The sequence below is a fragment of the Phenylobacterium sp. genome, from assembly GCF_046463815.1.
Lineage (GTDB): Bacteria > Pseudomonadota > Alphaproteobacteria > Caulobacterales > Caulobacteraceae > Phenylobacterium.
This window is the reverse complement of the sequence record NZ_JBKBRO010000007.1, coordinates 65035-81838: the sequence shown is the minus strand read 5'-3', so window position 1 is coordinate 81838 and position 16804 is coordinate 65035. Positions and strand designations below refer to the sequence as shown.

The following is a 16804-nucleotide window of genomic DNA, read 5'->3' as shown; positions in this document are numbered from 1 at the left end:
GAGAGGCGCGCGGCGACGTTCTGATTCCCGTGCGCGAGAGGAGCTTCCTATGAGCACCGTGAAGGTCACCGACGAATCTTTCGAGGCCGACGTCCTGCAGGCCGAGCGCCCCGTGCTCGTCGACTTCTGGGCGGAATGGTGCGGCCCGTGCAAGCAGATCGCCCCCGCCCTGGAGCAGCTCTCGGACGAGCTGGCCGACAAGGTGACGATCGCCAAGCTGAACATCGAGGAGAGCCCGACCACGCCCTCCCGCTACGGCGTGCGCGGCATCCCCACCATGATGCTGTTCAAGGGCGGCCAGATGGCCTCGATGAAGGTCGGCGCCATGCCCAAGCAGAAGATCCTGGAGTGGCTGACCGAGGCCGGCGTCGCCGCCTGAGAAGTACTAGATCCGGGTTAGTTTTCAGGGCCGCCTTCGGGCGGCCCTTCTCTTTTGGGCCTGCGCCGCAGCACGAACCAGCGCACCACGCGGGTCGCGATCAGGAAGCCCGCGACCCAGCCGATCAGAACCACGTCGGTGCGGCCGAACACCTCCACCAGCCCCCACAGGACCACCAGCGCCACGGCAAGCGTGATCAGGTAATGGCGCGGCAGGGCGAAGCGCAGGCTGTAGGGTTTGGCGGGCATCTAGGTCGGCCAGGTCTCGCGGCTCATCGCCAGCACCTCGCCGGCGAAATGGAGGCCTCCACAGACCAGTACGTGCGGCGCGGGTCCCTCAGACGCAAGGGCGCGGCGCACGGCGTCCTCGACGTTGGGCGACATCTCGGCCGGCAGGCCCGCCTGGACGGCGGCCACGGCGATCTCCTCGGCGCTGGCGGCCTGGGGCGAGTCGAAGGTCGTGGCGATGACGCGGGGCCGCATTTCGGCGAAGGGGCGGAAGAAGCCCTCGGCGTCCTTGCGGGCGAACATGCCGGTGACCAGCGTCAGCGGCCGGGGATCGCGGTCCACCAGGCGCGAGGCGGCCTCGGCCAGGGCCCGGCCGGCATGGGGATTGTGGCCGCCGTCCAGCCAGATGTCGGACCCGCGCTTGCGGGCGAGCTCGGCCAGCGGCCCCGCCGTCAGCCGCTGCATCCGCGCCGGCCACACCGCCGAGGCGACGCCCTGGCCCAGCACCTCGTCGGACAGGCCGTGGTCGAAGGTGAGCGCCGCGGCCACCGCCAGGCCCGCATTGGCGAACTGGTAGCCCCCGAACAGGCTGGGCGCGGGCAGGTCCAGCAGGCGTTCAGGCATCTGGACCAGCAGCCGGCCGCGCTCCTCCCAGGCGTCGAAGTCGCGGCCCATCAGCAGCATGGGAGCCATGCGGTCGTCGGCCTCGCGCTCGATCATCTCCAGCGCCTCGTCGAGCTGCCGGGCGACCACCACCGGACGGCCGCGCTTGATGATCCCGGCCTTCTCCCAGGCGATCTTGGCGAGCCCGGGGCCCAGCATCTCCAGGTGGTCGTAGTCGACGGGCGTGATCACGCTGACCGCGGGCGCCTCGAAGACGTTGGTGGCGTCGAACCGACCCCCTAGGCCCACCTCCACGACGCACAGGTCGGCGGGCGTCTCGGCGAAGGCCAGCAGCGCCAGCACGGTGGTGATCTCGAAGAAGCTGATGTCCTGGCCGGCGTTGGCGGCCTCGACGCGCTCGGTCAGCGCCAGGAGCTGTTCGTCGCTGATCAGGCTCCCGGCCAGGCGGATGCGCTCGGCGAAGCGCACCAGGTGTGGCGAAGTCAGCGTGTGGACGCGCAGGCCCGCCGCCTCGGCGATGGCGCGCAGGTAGGCGACGGTCGAGCCCTTGCCGTTGGTGCCGGCCACGTGGATCACCGGGGGAAGGCGGCTCTCGGGATGGTCGAGCGCCGCCAGCAGGCGCTCCACCCGTCCCGTCGTCAGGTCGATCAGCGTCGGGTGGTTGGCGCGCAGCCGCTGGATCACCGCGTCGGAGGCGCGGATCGGGTCGAAGCCGGGATCAGACTTCAGATCAGGCGGCGGAGGAAAGGCGCTCACGCCCCATCATAAGCGTCTTCAGGATCGAACCCAGCACTTCCGGGATGTCGGCGCGGGCGACGACCTGATCGATCATCCCGCGCTCCACCAGGAACTCCGACTTCTGGAAGCCGGGGGGCAGGGTTTCGCGGATGGTCTGCTCGATCACGCGGCGGCCCGAGAAGCCGATGGTGGCGTTGGGCTCGGCCAGGTGCACGTCGCCCAGCATGGCGTAGGAGGCGAGCACCCCGCCGGTCGTGGGATCGGTCAGCACCACCACGTAGGGAAGGCCCGCGTCCTTGACCTCGTTCAGGGCCAGCGTCGTGCGGGCCATCTGCATGAGGGACAGCGTACCCTCCTGCATGCGCGCGCCGCCCGAGGCGGTGAAGATCACCAGGGGGACCCCACGCTTCACGGCTTCCTTGGCCGCGGCGATGAACGCCTCGCCGGCGCCCATGCCCAGCGAGCCGCCCATGAAATGGAAATCCTGGACCATGACCACCGCGGGCTGGCCCTTGATGTGGCCGTAGGCGGCGGCGATGGAATCCTGTTCGCCCGTCTGCTTGCGGGCCGCCTTCAGGCGGTCGGGATAAGAGCGGTCGTCCGGGAAGCCGTGCGGGTCCTCGACGACGGACGGCCAGTCGATCTTCTCGTACTTGCCCTCGTCGAAGGTGATCGCCAGCCGCTGGGCCGAGCCGATCCGCATGTGGTGGCCCGAAGGCGTGACCCACAGCGCCGCCTCGAGGTCGGGCCGGTAGATCATCTCGCCCGTCTCGGGGCATTTCACCCAGAGGTTCTCGGGCGTCTCGCGCTTGGCGAAGTTGCGCACGCCGGGCGCGATCCGGGACAGCCAGCCTCGGCGCTCCCGCGGGGCGGCCGGACGGCCGGCCTTGTCGTTACGCTGATCAGCCATAGCCATGGTTTTCAGACCGCCTCGCGGCTCCGCCGGGCAAGGCGCACAGCCTTAGCCAAGGATTCGACTTTGGAAAGAACCCGCGAGGTCACGTCTTCGTTCATCTCCACCGCTTCCGCCACTTCATCCACAAGCGCGGAACCCACCACGACCGCGTCGGCGACCTGGGCTATTTGAGTCGCCCTTTCCGGAGTCTTGATGCCGAAGCCCACTGCAACGGGCATGCCAGAGGCCTTGCGCACGCGCTCCACCTGGGGCGCGACGGCGGCCGCGTCGGCCTCCTTAACACCCGTCACGCCGGCGACGGAGACATAATAGACGAAGCCCGAGGTGCGGCGGACCACCACCTGCAGGCGGGCGTCGTCGGTGGTGGGCGTGGCCAGCCGGATCAGGGAGACGCCGGCGGCGTCCAGGGCGTCGGCCAGGGGTTCGGCCTCCTCGGGCGGGCAGTCCACGACGATCAGCCCGTCCACGCCGGCCTCGGCGCAGTCGCGGGCGAAGGCCTCGAAGCCCCAGGTGACCAGGGGGTTCATGTAGCCCATCAGGATCAGGGGCGTGGTCTGGTCGCCCTGACGGAAGGCCCGCACCAGGTCGAGCGTCCCATGCAGGGTCATCCCCTTGGCGAGCGCCCGCTGGGCGGCGCGCTGGATCGGCGGACCCTCGGCCATGGGGTCCGAGAACGGAAAGCCCAGTTCGATCAGGTCGGCGCCGGCCGCCGGCAGGCGCTTGAGGATCGCCAGCGCCGTCTCCCGGTCCGGATCGCCCGCCATGACATACGGAATGAAGGCCGCGCGGCCTTCCGCCTTCAGCGCTGCGAAACGGGCGTCGATACGGGCCGTGGTCAAATCTGGCGTCCCAGGAAGTTGGCGACGGTGTTCACGTCCTTGTCGCCGCGGCCCGAGAGGTTGAGCACCACCACCCCGTCCTTGCCGACCTCCTTGGCCACGTCGCCGATGCGGGCGATGGCGTGGGCGCTCTCGATGGCCGGCAGGATGCCTTCCAGCTTCGAGAGCAGCATGAAGGCGTCCAGCGACTCCCGGTCGGTCGCCGTAAGGTAGGTCGCCCGGCCCACGTCGTGCAGCCAGGCGTGCTCGGGCCCGATGCCGGGATAGTCGAGGCCGGCCGAGATGGAGTGGGCCTCCTCGATCTGGCCTTCGCGGTCCTGCAGCAGGTAGGTCATGTTCCCATGCAGCACGCCGGGGCGGCCGCCGTTGATGGCCGCGGCGTGGCGGTGGGTGTCCACGCCCTCGCCCGCCGCCTCGACGCCGATCAGCTTCACGCCGGCGTCGTTGAGGAAGGGGTGGAAGATGCCGATGGCGTTCGAGCCTCCGCCCACGCAGGCGACCACGGCGTCGGGCAGGCGGCCTTCGGCCTCCAGGATCTGCTCGCGCACCTCGCGGCCGATCACCGCCTGGAAGTCGCGGACCATCTCCGGATAGGGGTGCATGCCGGCGGCGGTGCCGATCAGGTAGTAGGTGTCGTGGACGTTGGTGACCCAGTCGCGGAGCGCCTCGTTCATGGCGTCCTTCAGGGTCGCCGAGCCCGAGGTCACGGGGCGGACTTCCGCGCCCAGCAGGTTCATCCGGAAGACGTTGGGCTTCTGCCGCTCCACGTCCACCGCGCCCATGTAGACGACGCAGGGCAGGCCGAAGCGCGCGCAGACGGTGGCCGTGGCCACGCCGTGCTGGCCGGCGCCGGTCTCGGCGATGATGCGGGTCTTGCCCATCCGCATGGCCAGCAGGATCTGGCCCATGCAGTTGTTGATCTTGTGGGAGCCGGTGTGGTTCAGCTCCTCGCGCTTCAGATAGATGCGCGCGCCGCCGAAGTGCTCGGTCAGCCGTTCGGCGAAATAGAGCGGGCTGGGACGGCCGACATAGTGGGTCAGGTAGCCGGAAAGCTCGCCCTGGAACGCCGGATCGGCCTTGGCCGCCTCGTAGGCCGCGGTCAGCTCATGGACCAGCGGCATGAGCGTCTCGGGCACGTACTGGCCGCCGTAATCGCCGAACCGGCCATGGGCGTCCGGATAGGCGGAATAGTCGTTGGGACGGATCGGGGCGTTCAAAACCGCCTCTTCAAGCGCGTCTGACGGCGTCGAGGAACGCCTGGATCAAGGCCGGGTCCTTTAGTCCGGGACCGCGCTCCACGCCAGAGGAAACGTCCACGAGGGGCGCGCCCGAGGCGGCGACGGCCTCGGCCACGTTCCACGGATCGAGCCCGCCGGCCAGGAACCAGGGCCGCGCGAATCGGCGACCCTCCATGAGCGTCCAGTCGAAGGCGACGCCCAGGCCGCCCGGCCGGTCGGCGTCCTTCGGCGGCTTGGTCTCGAACATCAGGTGCTCGACCAGGGGCTCGTAGGACGACGCCGCGGCGAAGTCCGTGGGGTCGGCCACAGGCAACACCTTGACGATCCCCCGCCCCGAGCGGGCCGCGATCTCGCGCACCCGCCCCGGGCTCTCCTTGCCATGGAGCTGGATCAGGTCGGGCGCCAGGCCCGCCACGATGGCGTCCACCTCGTTGTCGGAGGGATCGACGGCCACCGCCACGATCTTGACGCCCTTCGCGCGCGCCGGCGGGGTCAGCCGGCCGGCGGCCTCGGGCGCGATGTTCCGCGGGCTTCTCGGGAAGAACATGAAGCCGAGGTAGGCCGCCCCGCCGTCCACCGCCGCGCGCACCGCCTCTGGCGTCGTGACTCCGCAGATCTTCGCCTTGGCCGTCATGGTTCGGGATTAGGGGCGCCGAGGGGCCCGCCGCAAGTGCGACGTGGCGGAACAGGCGCGGCCCGGGCGGGTTCTTCGCCCGGCTCCAGGAGCACGTCCGCGAGGAGGAAGAGGATAACTCCGGGCTGACCCGGGTGATGAACTGGGAAGGCTTCAAGGCGGCCTAAGGGCCGCTACTTCGCCTTCTGCGCCTTCAGGAGGTCCCGGATTTCAGTGAGCAGCGTTTCCTGCGGCGTGGGCGCGGGGGCCGGGGCGGGCTTCTCGGCCTCGCTGCGGCGGATGACGTTCACCAGCTTGACCAGCATGAACACCGCCCAGGCGACGATCAGGAAGCGGATGCAGGCGTTGATGAAGAGCCCGTACTGGATCGCCACCGCGTCCGCCGCGGCCGTGGCGGGATTGTCCGCCTTCAGCACCCACTGAAGGTCCGAGAAGTCGACGCCCGACAGCATCAGGCCGATCGGCGGCATGATGACGTTGTCGACCAGGCTCTTGACGATGTCGTTGAACGCCGCGCCGACGATGACGCCGACCGCCAGGTCGATGACGTTGCCCCGGGCGATGAACTCGCGGAACTCGGAGATGATGCTCATCGCCTCACCCCTAGGCTTGAGGATCAGGATTCGTCGACGTTGAGCCGCTCGCGCAGCTCCTTGCCGCTCTTGAAGAAGGGCACGTGCTTGGCCCGCACGTTCACCGGCTCGCCGGTGCGCGGGTTGCGGCCCGCGCGGGCGTCGCGCGAGCGCACCGAAAGCGCCCCGAAGCCGCGCAGCTCGACCCGGCCACCCTCCTCGAGGGCCTCGATCATCCGCTCCAGAATCACGCCCACCACGCGCTCGATGTCCCGCTGGGTGAGGTGCGGATTCTCTTCGGCGAGTTTCGCGATCAGCTCTGACTTGATCATGAGGCCCCTCGAACCGGCGCGACCATGGGCGACTCCGCCAATCCGTTCAAGGCGGAAAAAGGGTTAGCGGCCGGCGACGGCCAAGCCTGCGCAAGCATTTGGCGGCAGGTGGGCGGGAGGGGCGGCTGGAAAGGAAAAAGCCCCGCCCGGGGTCCGGGCGGGGCCTGATCCTCTGACCATCCGGCGAACCGGAAATGGTCTTACTCCTTCTGGGCCTTCTCGCGGAGAGCCGCGCCCAGGATGTCGCCCAGCGAGGCGCCGCTGTCCGACGAGCCGAACTGCTCGATGGCTTCCTTCTCCTCGGCCATTTCGAGCGCCTTGATCGACAGCGAGACGCGGCGCGCGGCCTTGTCCACGTTGGTGATCTGGGCGTCGACGCGATCGCCCACGGCGAAGCGCTCGGGGCGCTGGTCGGCGCGGTCGCGGCTCAGGTCCGACTTGCGGATGAAGGCCGTCATCGGCGCGTCGTCCTCGCCGAACTTCACCTCGATGCCGCCCGAGGTGACCTCGGTGACGGTGCAGGTGACGGTCTGGCCCTTGCGGAAGACGTCGCCCTGCATCGGGTCGCCGCTGAGCTGCTTGATGCCCAGCGAGATCCGCTCCTTCTCGACGTCGACGTCGAGGACGCGGGCCTTGACCACGTCGCCCTTGTTGTAGCGGGCCATGGCCTCTTCACCCGACACCGCCCAGTCGAGGTCGGACAGATGCACCATGCCGTCGATGTCGTTGTCGAGGCCGATGAACAGGCCGAACTCGGTGGCGTTCTTGACCTCGCCTTCCACGGTCGAACCGACCGGGTGGGCCTCCAGGAAGGCCTCCCACGGATTGGCCATGGCCTGCTTGAGGCCGAGCGACACGCGGCGCTTGGACGGATCGACGTCGAGGACGACGACTTCCACCTCCTGCGAGGTGGAGACGATCTTGCCGGGGTGGACGTTCTTCTTGGTCCACGACATCTCCGAGACGTGCACCAGGCCTTCCACGCCCGGCTCCAGCTCCACGAAGGCGCCGTAGTCGGTGATGTTGGTGATGCGGCCGGTGAACTTCGCGCCCACCGGGTACTTGGCTTCCACGCCGTCCCACGGGTCGGACTGGAGCTGCTTCATGCCGAGCGAGATGCGCTGGGTCTCGGGGTTGATCTTGACGATCTGCACCTTGACCGTGTCGCCCACCGCCAGCACCTGGCTCGGGTGGTTGACGCGCTTCCAGCTCATGTCGGTGACGTGCAGCAGGCCGTCGATGCCGCCCAGGTCCACGAACGCGCCGTAGTCGGTGATGTTCTTGACCACGCCTTCGCGGACTTCACCCTCTTGCAGCTGCGACACCAGCTCGGTGCGCTGCTCGGCGCGGGCTTCTTCCAGGATGGCGCGGCGCGAGACCACGATGTTGCCGCGCGGGCGGTCCATCTTGAGGATGGCGAACGGCTGCTCGCGGCCCATGAGCGGGCCGACGTCGCGCACCGGGCGGATGTCCACCTGCGAACCCGGCAGGAACGCCGAGGCGCCGCCCAGGTCGACGGTGAAGCCGCCCTTCACGCGGCCCACGATGACGCCCATGACGGGCTCGTTGCGCTCGTAGACGGCTTCCAGGCGCGTCCAGGCTTCCTCGCGGCGGGCCTTCTCGCGGCTGATCACCGCCTCGCCCATGGCGTTCTCGACGCGCTCCAGGAACACCTCGACGGTGTCGCCGGGCTTCAGGGCGGGCTTGTCCTCGCCGGGAGCCGAGAATTCCTTCAGGGCCACGCGGCCTTCGGTCTTCAGACCGACGTCGACGATGGCGAAGTCCTTCTCGATGCCCACGACGGTGCCGCGCACCACCTGGCCTTCCATGATGTCGCGCCCGCCGAGGGACTCGTTGAGCAGCGCGGCGAAGTCGTCGCGCGAGGGGTTCAGGCTAAGATCGTCAGCCATGGGTGTCTTTCGTACTTCAATGACCTAAGGGGCCCGCGCGCCGAGGCGCCGGGCGGATCCCGTTCAGTCGGGTTAGGGGTTGCAACCGAAGGCGCGAGGGATACCCCGCGCGGTGAGTTCTGCCCGCGGCGATCGAGGGAATGGCGCGGTTGGATTTGCCTTACCGGGAGTTTTCCCAGCGGGCGCGCGCCGCCTCGACGATGCGGCGGGCCGCATCGGCGGCCTGTTCTATAGTCATTCCGGACGTGTCCAGCAAGACGGCGTCCTCGGCGGGCCGCATGGGCGAATCGGCGCGGCCGCCGTCGCGCGCGTCGCGCCTGGCGATGTCGGCGAGGATCTCGTCGTAGGTCACGGCCTCGCCCTGGGCCTGGAGCTGCTTCCAGCGGCGCTCGGCGCGCACCTCCGGACTGGCGGTCACATAGAGCTTGGCGGGCGCCTCGGGACAGATGACCGTACCCTGGTCGCGGCCGTCCAGCACCGCCCCGCCGGGGCGTCGGGCGAAGGCGAGCTGCAGGTCCCGAAGCGCCAGGCGCACCGGCGTGTGCACCGCCACCCGGCTCGCGGCCTCGCCGGCGCCCCGGGTCCGGAACTCCGGGTCGCCCAGGTGTTCCACCTGAATGCCGCGGGCGACCCGCGCCACCGCCTCGCCGTCGTCGAGGTCGACGCCGGCCCGCCCGGCCAGCACGCCGGCCGCCCGGTACAGCAGGCCGGAATCCAGCATCGGCAGGTCGTACTCCCGGGCCAGGCGGCTCGCGATGGTCCCCTTGCCCGAGGCCGCGGGCCCATCGACGGTGATGACGAACGGAACCCTCATGCCGCCGCCGGCGCGTCCTCGGCGATCTCGCCGCCCAGGCCGCGCATCAGGGCCACGAAGCCCGGGAAGCTGGTGGCGATCATGCCGGGTTCGTCCACGGTCACCGGCTCGCGCGCCGCCAGGCCGAGCACCAGGTGGGACATGGCGATCCGGTGGTCGCCGTGGGTGGTCACCCGACCGCCGCCCCGCACCTCGCCCACGCCCGAGACGATCAGTCCCTCGGGCTCCTCCTCGACCTCCACGCCACAGGCCGAAAGACCCGCCGCCATCAGGGCGATCCGGTCGCTCTCCTTGACCCGCATCTCGCCGATGCCGCGCATGACCGTGCGGCCCTTGGCGAAGGCCGCCGCCACCGCCAGGATCGGGTACTCGTCGATCATCGACGGCGCCCGCTCGGGCGGGACCTCCACCCCTTCCAGCTCGGAGTGGCGGGCGGTGACGTCGGCCACCGTCTCGCCGCCCTCGTCACGGACGTTGGCGACCGAAAGGTCGGCCCCCATCTCGCCCAGCGTGTCCAGGAGGCCGATGCGCAGGGGGTTGAGCAGCATGTTCTCGACCGTCACCTCCGAGCCCGGGACGATCAGGGCCGCCACCAGCGGGAAGGCCGCCGAGGACGGGTCGCCTGGCACCCGGATGCGCGTCCCGGACAACTTCTGGCCGCCCGGCAGGACGATCCGCCGGCCGCCGGCCTCCTCGAAGACCTCCACCTGGGCGCCGAAGCCCCGCAGCATGCGCTCGGTGTGGTCGCGGGTCGCTTCGGGCTCGAAGACCTCTGCGCCGCCTTGGGCGTTCAGGCCCGCCAGCAGCACCGCCGACTTCACCTGGGCCGAGGGCTCGGGCAGGCGGTAGGCGACGCGCTTCAGGTTCCCGCCCTTCAGCGTCAGCGGCAGCCGGCCGCCGGCGCGGCAGATCCACGTCGCACCCATCTCGCCCAGCGGCTTCAGCACGCGGTTCATCGGCCGCCCGCGCAGGGAGCCGTCGCCGGTGAAGGTTGAAGCGATGTCGAAGCCCGCCGCCGCCCCCATGATGAGCCGCACGCCGGTGCCCGCGTTGCCGCAGTCCACGACGTCGGAGGGCTCGGCGAACCCGCCCTTGCCCTCGACGCGCCACGCGCCCTCGCCGGTGCGCAGGACGCCCGCGCCGAACGCCTGCATCGCCCCGGCCGTGCGCCGGACATCGTCGCCCTCGAGCAGGCCCTCGACCTCGGTCACGCCGCTGGCGAGCGCGCCCAGGATGAGGGCGCGGTGGCTGATGGATTTATCCCCCGGGGCCCGCACGGTCCCCTTCAGGGACCCCGCGCGCCTGGCGGTCAGATGCGCCGCCGTCATATGCCGAAACCGAGCCTCCGGGCTGTGCTGGAAATCACGAGGGGGATTGCTTTGACAGCGGCGTTCGCGCGTGGCAAGGGAGCCCGCTTTTTCCGAGCAACCACCTACAATTCAGAGGGTCGCCACCTTTGGCCAATCCCGAGCTGGGCACGAAGCAAATCTGCCCCCATTGCCAGGCGAAATTCTACGACCTGGGCAAGCGCCCCGCGCACTGTCCCAAGTGCCACACCGAGTTCGACCCTGACGAGGCGGTCCGCAACCGCCGCGTCCGCGCCCGCGCCGTGACCCCGGACACCGAGGCCGACGAGGAGCGCGAGGATCAGGTCCTGGAGGACGCCGAGCGCGACGAGGACGAGGAAGAGGAAGCGGCGACCCCCGAGCTGGACGAGGTCACCGACGAGCCGCCGCTCACCTCGGACGAGGACGAGGACGCCGCCGAGCCCGGCGTGGGCCCGGTTTCGGACGACCTGGGCGAATTCGCCGACGACGAAGAGGTCGAGGACGACGCCGACGTGCCCTTCCTCGAGGACGAGGAAGAGGACGACTTCGACGAGTCCGAGATCGAGGGCCTGCCGGACGGCGACGAGGACTGATCCGGGGGTGCGATAAAAAAGCCTGAAAACCGGGCTTGATCACGGAAACCTCATTGAATAGGTTCCGCGCCTTCCCGGGGGGGGGCCAGCCTCTCCGGGAAGGACAAGACCTCGGGGCTATAGCTCAGTTGGTAGAGCGCTTGAATGGCATTCAAGAGGTCAGCGGTTCGACTCCGCTTAGCTCCACCATGAAGGCCCGCCGGTAACGCCGGCGGGCCTTCGCCTTTTCCAACCCCTTTCCTGGCCCCCGTTGCGCGGGCCGCGCGGCCCCGGCTAACTGTCGCCGCGCAATTCGGGGAGCCGCCGTGAAAAGACCTGCCGTCGCCATGCTCTCGCTCGCGGTCCTCGCGGCCTGCGACCAGCCGAAGGTCCGCGACCAGGGCCCGACCGCGACCGCGTCGGTCCCCGTGGCGGCCGAGCCGCTGCCGGCCATGCCCGAGTGGGCGGCCGCCTACATGGGCAAGGGCCTGCGCGACGTCTTCCCAGAGACCGGGGAGTGCGTGGGCAACACCGACACGGTGAAGACGCGCTACGCCGGGCCGCCGGCGGGCGTGGCGATCATCGGCTGGGGATGGAACGTGACCGAGAAGGCCCCGGTCGCGCGCATCGTCGTCGTCGACAAGGAATTCACCATCATCGGAGCCGGCGAGACGGGGCTCGAGCGCCCGGACGTGCCGAAGGCCCGGTCGGACGTCACATCCAGCACCACCGGCTGGCGGGCGGTCACCACCGCCACGTCGGGCGGCCTCGACGCCTATGGCGTCACCAACGGAGGCAGGGGCGTCTGCAAGCTCGGCCACCTCGACCTGTAGCCCGCCCCATGCGCCAAGCCCTCGGACTGCTCGGCCGCGGGCCGGCCCTCCATGATCCCCGCTGGCTGGAGGCGGCGCTCTATGGGGCGCTCGCGACGGCGGCGATCTGCTGGATCGCCTGGCCCGGCTTCATGTCCTTCGACAGCCTGCTGGCCTACGAGCAGACCTTCACCGGCGTCCAGACCATGACCTGGCCGCCGATGCACACCTACCTCCTCTGGCTCAGCCGCAGCACCGGCCTGGGTCCCGGCGGCCTGCTCGCGGCCCAGACCTTCCTGCTGTTCTTCGGCGCCGCCTTGGCGCTGAACCTGCTCGCGCCGAACCGCTGGCTGGCGCTCCTCGCCCAGATCGTCTTCGCCGGTGGCTTCATCTACGCGCCGCCCCTGCTGGGCTCGCTGCTGGCCCAGTGGCGGGACGTGCCGACCGCGAGCTTCGCCGTCCTGGCCGTGGCGCTGTGGCTCGCCGCCGCCCGCTACCGTTCGGTCCCGCTTCTGGTCGCCGCGGCGGTCGCGATCGGCCTGGGGGTCTCGCTGCGCTACAACGCCATCCTGCTCGTGGTGGGGATCGTGCCCTTGATGGTGGCGCAGCCCTACCTCGGCCAGCGGGCTTCGGCCTGGGTCCGCGTGGCGGCCGTCCTGGCGCTCGCGGCCAGCCTGGGCCTGGCCTGGGCCTCCACCCGCTGGCGGCTGCCCGACCTGGCCCGGCCCGACAAGGCCGACAACTTCGCCGGGACCCAGCTCTTCGACCTGTTCGGCATATCGGCCTGCGCGGGGCGCGACTACCTGCCCGGCGCCGTCACCGAAGGGGCCACGGTCACCGGCGAACAGATCCGGCAGGCCTATGATCCGAAGCACCTGCAGCGGACGCTGGCGCCCAGGCCCGGGCTGCCGCGCTTCTACGAGACCGACGGCCGCGGCACGGTCCAGGCGGCGTGGTGGTCGACCGTGCCCAAGGAGCCCGGCTGCTACCTCGTCCACCGGCTGCGGGTGTTCCGCCGCCAGATGGGCATGGCCGCCGAGGACGTCTTCTATCCGGTGCACGGGGGCATCGACGAGAACCGCTTCGGCCTCACGCTCGCCCATCCCGACGCGTCGCTCGCGGTCAGCACCTATATCGAGGACAACGCGTCCGAGCCCTGGCGGCGTCCGGGCCTGCTCTACCTCGCCGCGGCGGCCGCAGGCCTGCTGGCGATCTGGCGGTCGCGGGACGTGTCGAGCCTCGTCCTGGTCCTGCTGGCCGGCTGCGCGGCCTATCCCCTGGCGCTGTTCGTCGCGGGACCGGCCGCCGACGCACGCTATGTCTTCCCCTCGAATGTGTTCTGCGTTCTCGTGATCGCCGCGGCGTTCACCACGCTCCTTTCTTCGACAGCCCGGGCCGCCCGACGCCGATGACCAGTCCTCCCCCCGCCGGCGCGCCGCGATCCCGCAGGGGCCGCACGCTGTCGCTCGTGGCGCCGATGCACAACGAGGCGGCCGGACTGGACGCCCTGTTCGCCCGGATCGACATGGCGCTGAGCGGCCTGGGCGTGGCCCTGGAGATCGTCTGCGTCGACGACGGCAGCCGCGACGAGACCCTGGCGCGACTGAGGGACCGCGCCGCCGCCGACCCTCGGGTGAAGGTCATCGCGCTCACCCGCAACTTCGGCAAGGAGGCCGCGCTGAGCGCGGGACTGGACGCCGCCACCGGCGACATGGTCGTGCCCATCGACGCCGACCTGCAGGACCCGCCCGAGCTGATCGCCGAGTTCCTGGCGCTCTGGGAGCAGGGCTACGACGTGGTCTACGGCGTGCGTTCGGATCGGACCAGCGACACGGCCCTGAAGCGGACCACGGCTGGCCTCTTCTACCGCGTCTTCAACCTGCTCTCGGACTACCCGATCCCGGCCAGCACCGGCGACTTCCGGCTGATGGACCGGGCCGTGGTCGAGGCCGTGAAGGCTCTGCCCGAGCGCAACCGGTTCATGAAGGGCCTGTTCGCCTGGGTGGGCTTCCGCCAGGCCGGGGTGCCCTACGCGCGCCCCCCGCGCGAGGCGGGCGAGACGTCCTGGGGCTATGTGAAGCTGTGGCGCTTCGCGGTGGACGGCCTGACCGCCTTCACCACCCTGCCGCTCAGGGTCTGGACAGGGGTGGGAGTCGTCACGGCCCTGCTGGCCGTGGCGGGCGGCGTGGGGCTGATCGTGCGGGTGCTGGTAGCGGGCCGCGACGTGCCCGGCTACGCCTCGCTGATGGTCGTGCTGCTGTTCGGCTTCGCCCTGCAGCTCATCGCGCTTGGCGTGCTGGGCGAATACATCGGGCGCATGTACCACGAGGTGAAGGGCCGGCCGCTCTATCTGGTGCGCGAGCGCCTGGGCTTCGACCGCTAGCGTCATGGACCGCGAAACCTACGACCGGATGCGGGTCCTGCAGCAGACCCACTGGTGGTTCGTCGCCCGGCGGAGGATCCTGGCCGATCAGATAGCCCGCCTGCCGCTGCCCGCAGACCCCCGCATCCTGGAGGTCGGCTGCGGGCCTGGCGGCAACCTCGACATGCTGAAGCGCTTCGGCCGCGTGGAGGCGATCGAACCCGACGCGGAGTCGCGGGAGTACGCCGCCGCCCGCGCCGGCGTGAAGGTGCGCGGGGGCCTGCTGCCCGACGGACTGCCCGCCTTCGAGGCGCCGTTCGACATGGTCGCCGCCTTCGACGTGATCGAGCACGTGGACGACGACGCCGGCACGGTGCGGACCTTGGGCGGCCTCATGAAGCCCCGCGGCTTCCTGGTCACCACCGTCCCGGCCGGCGCCTGGATGTGGAGCCGCCACGACGAGCACCACCACCACAAGCGCCGCTACGCCCTGCCCGCCTACCGCCGCCTGTTCGAGACGGCGGGCCTCAAGGTCCGGCGGGCGACGCACTTCAACACCCTGCTCTTCCCCCCCATCGCCGCCGTGCGCCTGGCGCAGAAGCTGACCGGCCGCGAGGGCGGGAACGACGAGGCCCTGCCGGCGCCGCCCGTCAACGCGGCCCTGACCCGGCTGTTCGCCGCCGAGGCCGGCCTGCTGCGGGCGATGGACCTGCCGTTCGGGGTTTCCATCCTGCTGATCGCCGAGCGTCCGGCATGAGCGTCCGCCTGGTGGCGCGCCAGGGGCTGGTGTTCGGCCTGGTCGGCGTCGCCGCCACCCTGACCCATGTGGCCGCCGCGTTCGGCGCCCGGGCGACCTTCGACGCCTCGGCCATGGCGGCCAACTTCGTCGGCTACGTCTGCGCGGTCGGGGTCTCGTACCTCGGCAACGCCCGGCTGACCTTCGGCCAGCCGGCGCTCAGCGGGACCCGCTTCGCCCGCTTTCTCGTGGTGTCGCTGGCGGGACTGGGCGCCAACCAGGCGATCACCTGGCTGCTGGTCGAGCGCCTGGGCTGGCCGTTCCGCTGGGGCCTGGCCGTGGTGGTGGTGGTCGTGCCCCTGCTGTCGTTCGCCGCCGCCAGGCTCTGGGCGTTCCGCGACCGCGCCTCGGGTCAGGCCAACGGCCCCTCGTAGAGCACGCCCGGCAGACCGCTGGAGTCGTAATAGACCACCGAGCCCTGCGCGAAATAGTGACCGACGATCGAGCGGCGCGACTTCGACAGGTCCTTCCGGGGCGACCCGGCGTGCATCAGGTTCTCGTGCCAGATCAGCACCGTGCCCGCCTTGGGCCGGTAGACCTCGCGCCCAAGCCTGTTCTGCACGATGAGGTCGGTCCAGTAGGACACCACCTTCTGCTGGAACGGCCCCCAGTCCTCGCCGACCTTGGACAGGCCCACCGAGCTCATGTAGACGCGCGGCAGCTTGTGGCTCTTGGGGAAGACGATCAGTTCGCCCGAGTCCGGCTGCACGTCCTCCAGCGCCGTCCAGACCCCGCACATCCGCCCGGCCGGGAAGGGCGTCAGGTGGACCGTGTCCTGGTGATGCTCCTGCTGCGAGCCGAAGACATAGGTCAGCGACTGGCAGGGCCGGGCCGGCTCGCCGAAGATGAGGCCGAGCAGGCGCATGACCTTCGGATGCAGCCACAGCTCCCGGATCGCCGGGTACTGGAGGTGGAGGTTGTGGAGCCGCTGGCTGGAGCCCCACTCGTAGCCCTCGACCTTCTTCTCGACGGCGTCGTCCAGGGCCGCGTTCAGGCGCTTCAGGTGGTCGGGGGCGATGAGGTCCTCGACGACGAGGTAGCCGTTCTCGACGAAATGGCGCAGGGCCTCGATCTCGTCCGGCGTGGCCTTGCCGCTCGCCGCGAGCTCGGCCAGATGCGTCTCGACGGCCGCCGGCTCCCGGTCGAACCATGCCGTCAGGGTGGGGTCGCCATAGTCGTACATGCGGCTGTCGCAGGCGCCGTCCACCACAAGGGGCACGCCCGAGGCGCGCAGGCTCTCGGCCACCTGGCGGGCGAGCTCGCCCTCGTTGCGGACCTTCAGGGTCAGCGTCCGCTCGGCCAGGACCGCGCCGCCGCGGCCGACGAGTTCGAGCCGGACCTTGGCGGGACCGTTGGGCAGCAGGTGGCCGTGGAGCGCGATCCACGGCGTCTGGGCGGTGGGCGAGAGGCGGACGGGCTTCTCCAGCGCCGGCTTCGTCTGGTCTCCCACGAACGCCTTGAGCGTCGCGTCGGTCTCGACCTCGGCCTGGAGGATCGTCTCGATGACCAGCAGCCCGCCGGTGGGCTGACCCTCGGCCGGTGAACTGGCCTTGAGCACGGCCTCGGCCGCGGGGGGTTTGCGGAACAGATTCAACAGCGCGCGGACCACGGCCAACACTCTCGGGATCGAAGGAAAACGGGGCGCCTACGGAGCCTTGCGCCGAAGGCGAGGTCAACCCCGGCGCGACGGGCGGCGCGCACATTGCAACGA

19 protein-coding genes and 1 tRNA gene are annotated in these 16804 nt (G+C 70.4%); 8 read left to right on the top strand and 12 right to left on the bottom strand.

Features of this window, described 5'->3' with window-relative positions; genetic code table 11:
* Window positions 1–49 precede the first annotated feature (49 nt).
* Window positions 50–379: a thioredoxin gene (gene trxA, locus ACK4TT_RS06205; RefSeq protein ID WP_409641672.1), complete on the top strand. Its 330-nt coding sequence runs from the start codon at window positions 50–52 to the stop codon at window positions 377–379.
* 17 nt (window positions 380–396) lie between these two features.
* Here trxA and ACK4TT_RS06200 read toward each other — a convergent pair whose 3' ends face one another.
* The 11 genes from ACK4TT_RS06200 to aroA all read right to left on the bottom strand — a co-directional run bounded on the left by ACK4TT_RS06200 (window position 397) and on the right by aroA (window position 10551).
* Window positions 397–627 carry a hypothetical protein gene (locus ACK4TT_RS06200; protein ID WP_409641669.1) on the bottom strand — a complete coding sequence of 77 codons (231 nt, stop codon included), beginning with the start codon at window positions 625–627 and terminating at the stop codon, window positions 397–399.
* Window positions 628–1986 carry a bifunctional folylpolyglutamate synthase/dihydrofolate synthase gene (locus tag ACK4TT_RS06195; protein ID WP_410212642.1) on the bottom strand — a complete coding sequence of 453 codons (1359 nt, stop codon included), beginning with the start codon at window positions 1984–1986 and terminating at the stop codon, window positions 628–630.
* Window positions 1961–2884, bottom strand: a complete 924-nt coding sequence (gene accD / locus ACK4TT_RS06190) for an acetyl-CoA carboxylase, carboxyltransferase subunit beta (protein WP_409641663.1) — start codon at window positions 2882–2884, stop codon at window positions 1961–1963. The genes ACK4TT_RS06195 and accD overlap by 26 nt, the downstream gene beginning before the upstream one ends.
* A gap of 5 nt (window positions 2885–2889) precedes the next feature.
* Entirely contained in the window at window positions 2890–3723 is an 834-nt protein-coding gene (gene trpA, locus ACK4TT_RS06185) for a tryptophan synthase subunit alpha (protein WP_409641660.1), read from the bottom strand.
* Window positions 3720–4940, bottom strand: coding sequence for a tryptophan synthase subunit beta (gene trpB / locus ACK4TT_RS06180; RefSeq protein WP_410212641.1), 1221 nt, complete (start codon window positions 4938–4940; stop codon window positions 3720–3722). The genes trpA and trpB overlap by 4 nt, the downstream gene beginning before the upstream one ends.
* 10 nt (window positions 4941–4950) lie before the next feature.
* Window positions 4951–5595, bottom strand: coding sequence for a phosphoribosylanthranilate isomerase (locus tag ACK4TT_RS06175; RefSeq protein WP_409641654.1), 645 nt, complete (start codon window positions 5593–5595; stop codon window positions 4951–4953).
* Window positions 5596–5768: 173 nt separating this feature from the next.
* Window positions 5769–6188 (bottom strand): large-conductance mechanosensitive channel protein MscL, encoded by a 420-nt coding sequence (gene mscL / locus ACK4TT_RS06170; protein ID WP_409641651.1) that lies wholly within the window; start codon window positions 6186–6188, stop codon window positions 5769–5771.
* Window positions 6189–6211: 23 nt separating this feature from the next.
* The gene (locus ACK4TT_RS06165) at window positions 6212–6499 is read right to left on the bottom strand and encodes an integration host factor subunit beta (RefSeq protein ID WP_409641648.1); all 288 of its coding nucleotides are present in this window, start codon (window positions 6497–6499) and stop codon (window positions 6212–6214) included.
* Between the two features lie 200 nt (window positions 6500–6699).
* Complete coding sequence (gene rpsA, locus ACK4TT_RS06160; protein ID WP_409641645.1) at window positions 6700–8409, bottom strand: 30S ribosomal protein S1; 1710 nt, start codon at window positions 8407–8409, stop codon at window positions 6700–6702.
* A 160-nt stretch (window positions 8410–8569) separates the two neighbouring features.
* Window positions 8570–9223 carry a (d)CMP kinase gene (gene cmk / locus ACK4TT_RS06155; RefSeq protein WP_409641643.1) on the bottom strand — a complete coding sequence of 218 codons (654 nt, stop codon included), beginning with the start codon at window positions 9221–9223 and terminating at the stop codon, window positions 8570–8572.
* A complete protein-coding gene (aroA, locus tag ACK4TT_RS06150) occupies window positions 9220–10551 on the bottom strand; it encodes a 3-phosphoshikimate 1-carboxyvinyltransferase (protein ID WP_409641640.1) in 1332 nt (443 codons plus the stop codon). Before aroA ends, cmk begins: the two co-directional genes overlap by 4 nt.
* A gap of 128 nt (window positions 10552–10679) precedes the next feature.
* Between aroA and ACK4TT_RS06145 the strand changes: the two genes are divergently transcribed.
* From ACK4TT_RS06145 to ACK4TT_RS06115, 7 genes are all read left to right on the top strand, one after another.
* The gene (locus ACK4TT_RS06145) at window positions 10680–11144 is read left to right on the top strand and encodes a TIGR02300 family protein (protein ID WP_409641637.1); all 465 of its coding nucleotides are present in this window, start codon (window positions 10680–10682) and stop codon (window positions 11142–11144) included.
* A gap of 113 nt (window positions 11145–11257) precedes the next feature.
* Window positions 11258–11333 (top strand) — tRNA-Ala (locus tag ACK4TT_RS06140).
* 116 nt (window positions 11334–11449) lie between these two features.
* On the top strand, window positions 11450–11956 hold the full coding sequence (locus ACK4TT_RS06135; RefSeq protein WP_409633686.1) for a hypothetical protein: 507 nt from the start codon (window positions 11450–11452) through the stop codon (window positions 11954–11956).
* A gap of 8 nt (window positions 11957–11964) precedes the next feature.
* On the top strand, window positions 11965–13347 hold the full coding sequence (locus tag ACK4TT_RS06130; protein ID WP_409633684.1) for a hypothetical protein: 1383 nt from the start codon (window positions 11965–11967) through the stop codon (window positions 13345–13347).
* Complete coding sequence (locus ACK4TT_RS06125) at window positions 13344–14318, top strand: glycosyltransferase family 2 protein (RefSeq protein ID WP_410212640.1); 975 nt, start codon at window positions 13344–13346, stop codon at window positions 14316–14318. The genes ACK4TT_RS06130 and ACK4TT_RS06125 overlap by 4 nt, the downstream gene beginning before the upstream one ends.
* Window positions 14319–14322: 4 nt before the next feature.
* Window positions 14323–15054 (top strand): class I SAM-dependent methyltransferase, encoded by a 732-nt coding sequence (locus ACK4TT_RS06120; RefSeq protein WP_409633680.1) that lies wholly within the window; start codon window positions 14323–14325, stop codon window positions 15052–15054.
* A complete protein-coding gene (locus ACK4TT_RS06115; RefSeq protein ID WP_409633678.1) occupies window positions 15051–15467 on the top strand; it encodes a GtrA family protein in 417 nt (138 codons plus the stop codon). Before ACK4TT_RS06120 ends, ACK4TT_RS06115 begins: the two co-directional genes overlap by 4 nt.
* Here ACK4TT_RS06115 and ACK4TT_RS06110 read toward each other — a convergent pair.
* Entirely contained in the window at window positions 15446–16702 is a 1257-nt protein-coding gene (locus ACK4TT_RS06110) for a phytanoyl-CoA dioxygenase family protein (protein WP_409633676.1), read from the bottom strand. The two genes, ACK4TT_RS06115 and ACK4TT_RS06110, sit on opposite strands and share 22 nt — an antisense overlap.
* Window positions 16703–16804: the final 102 nt, after the last annotated feature.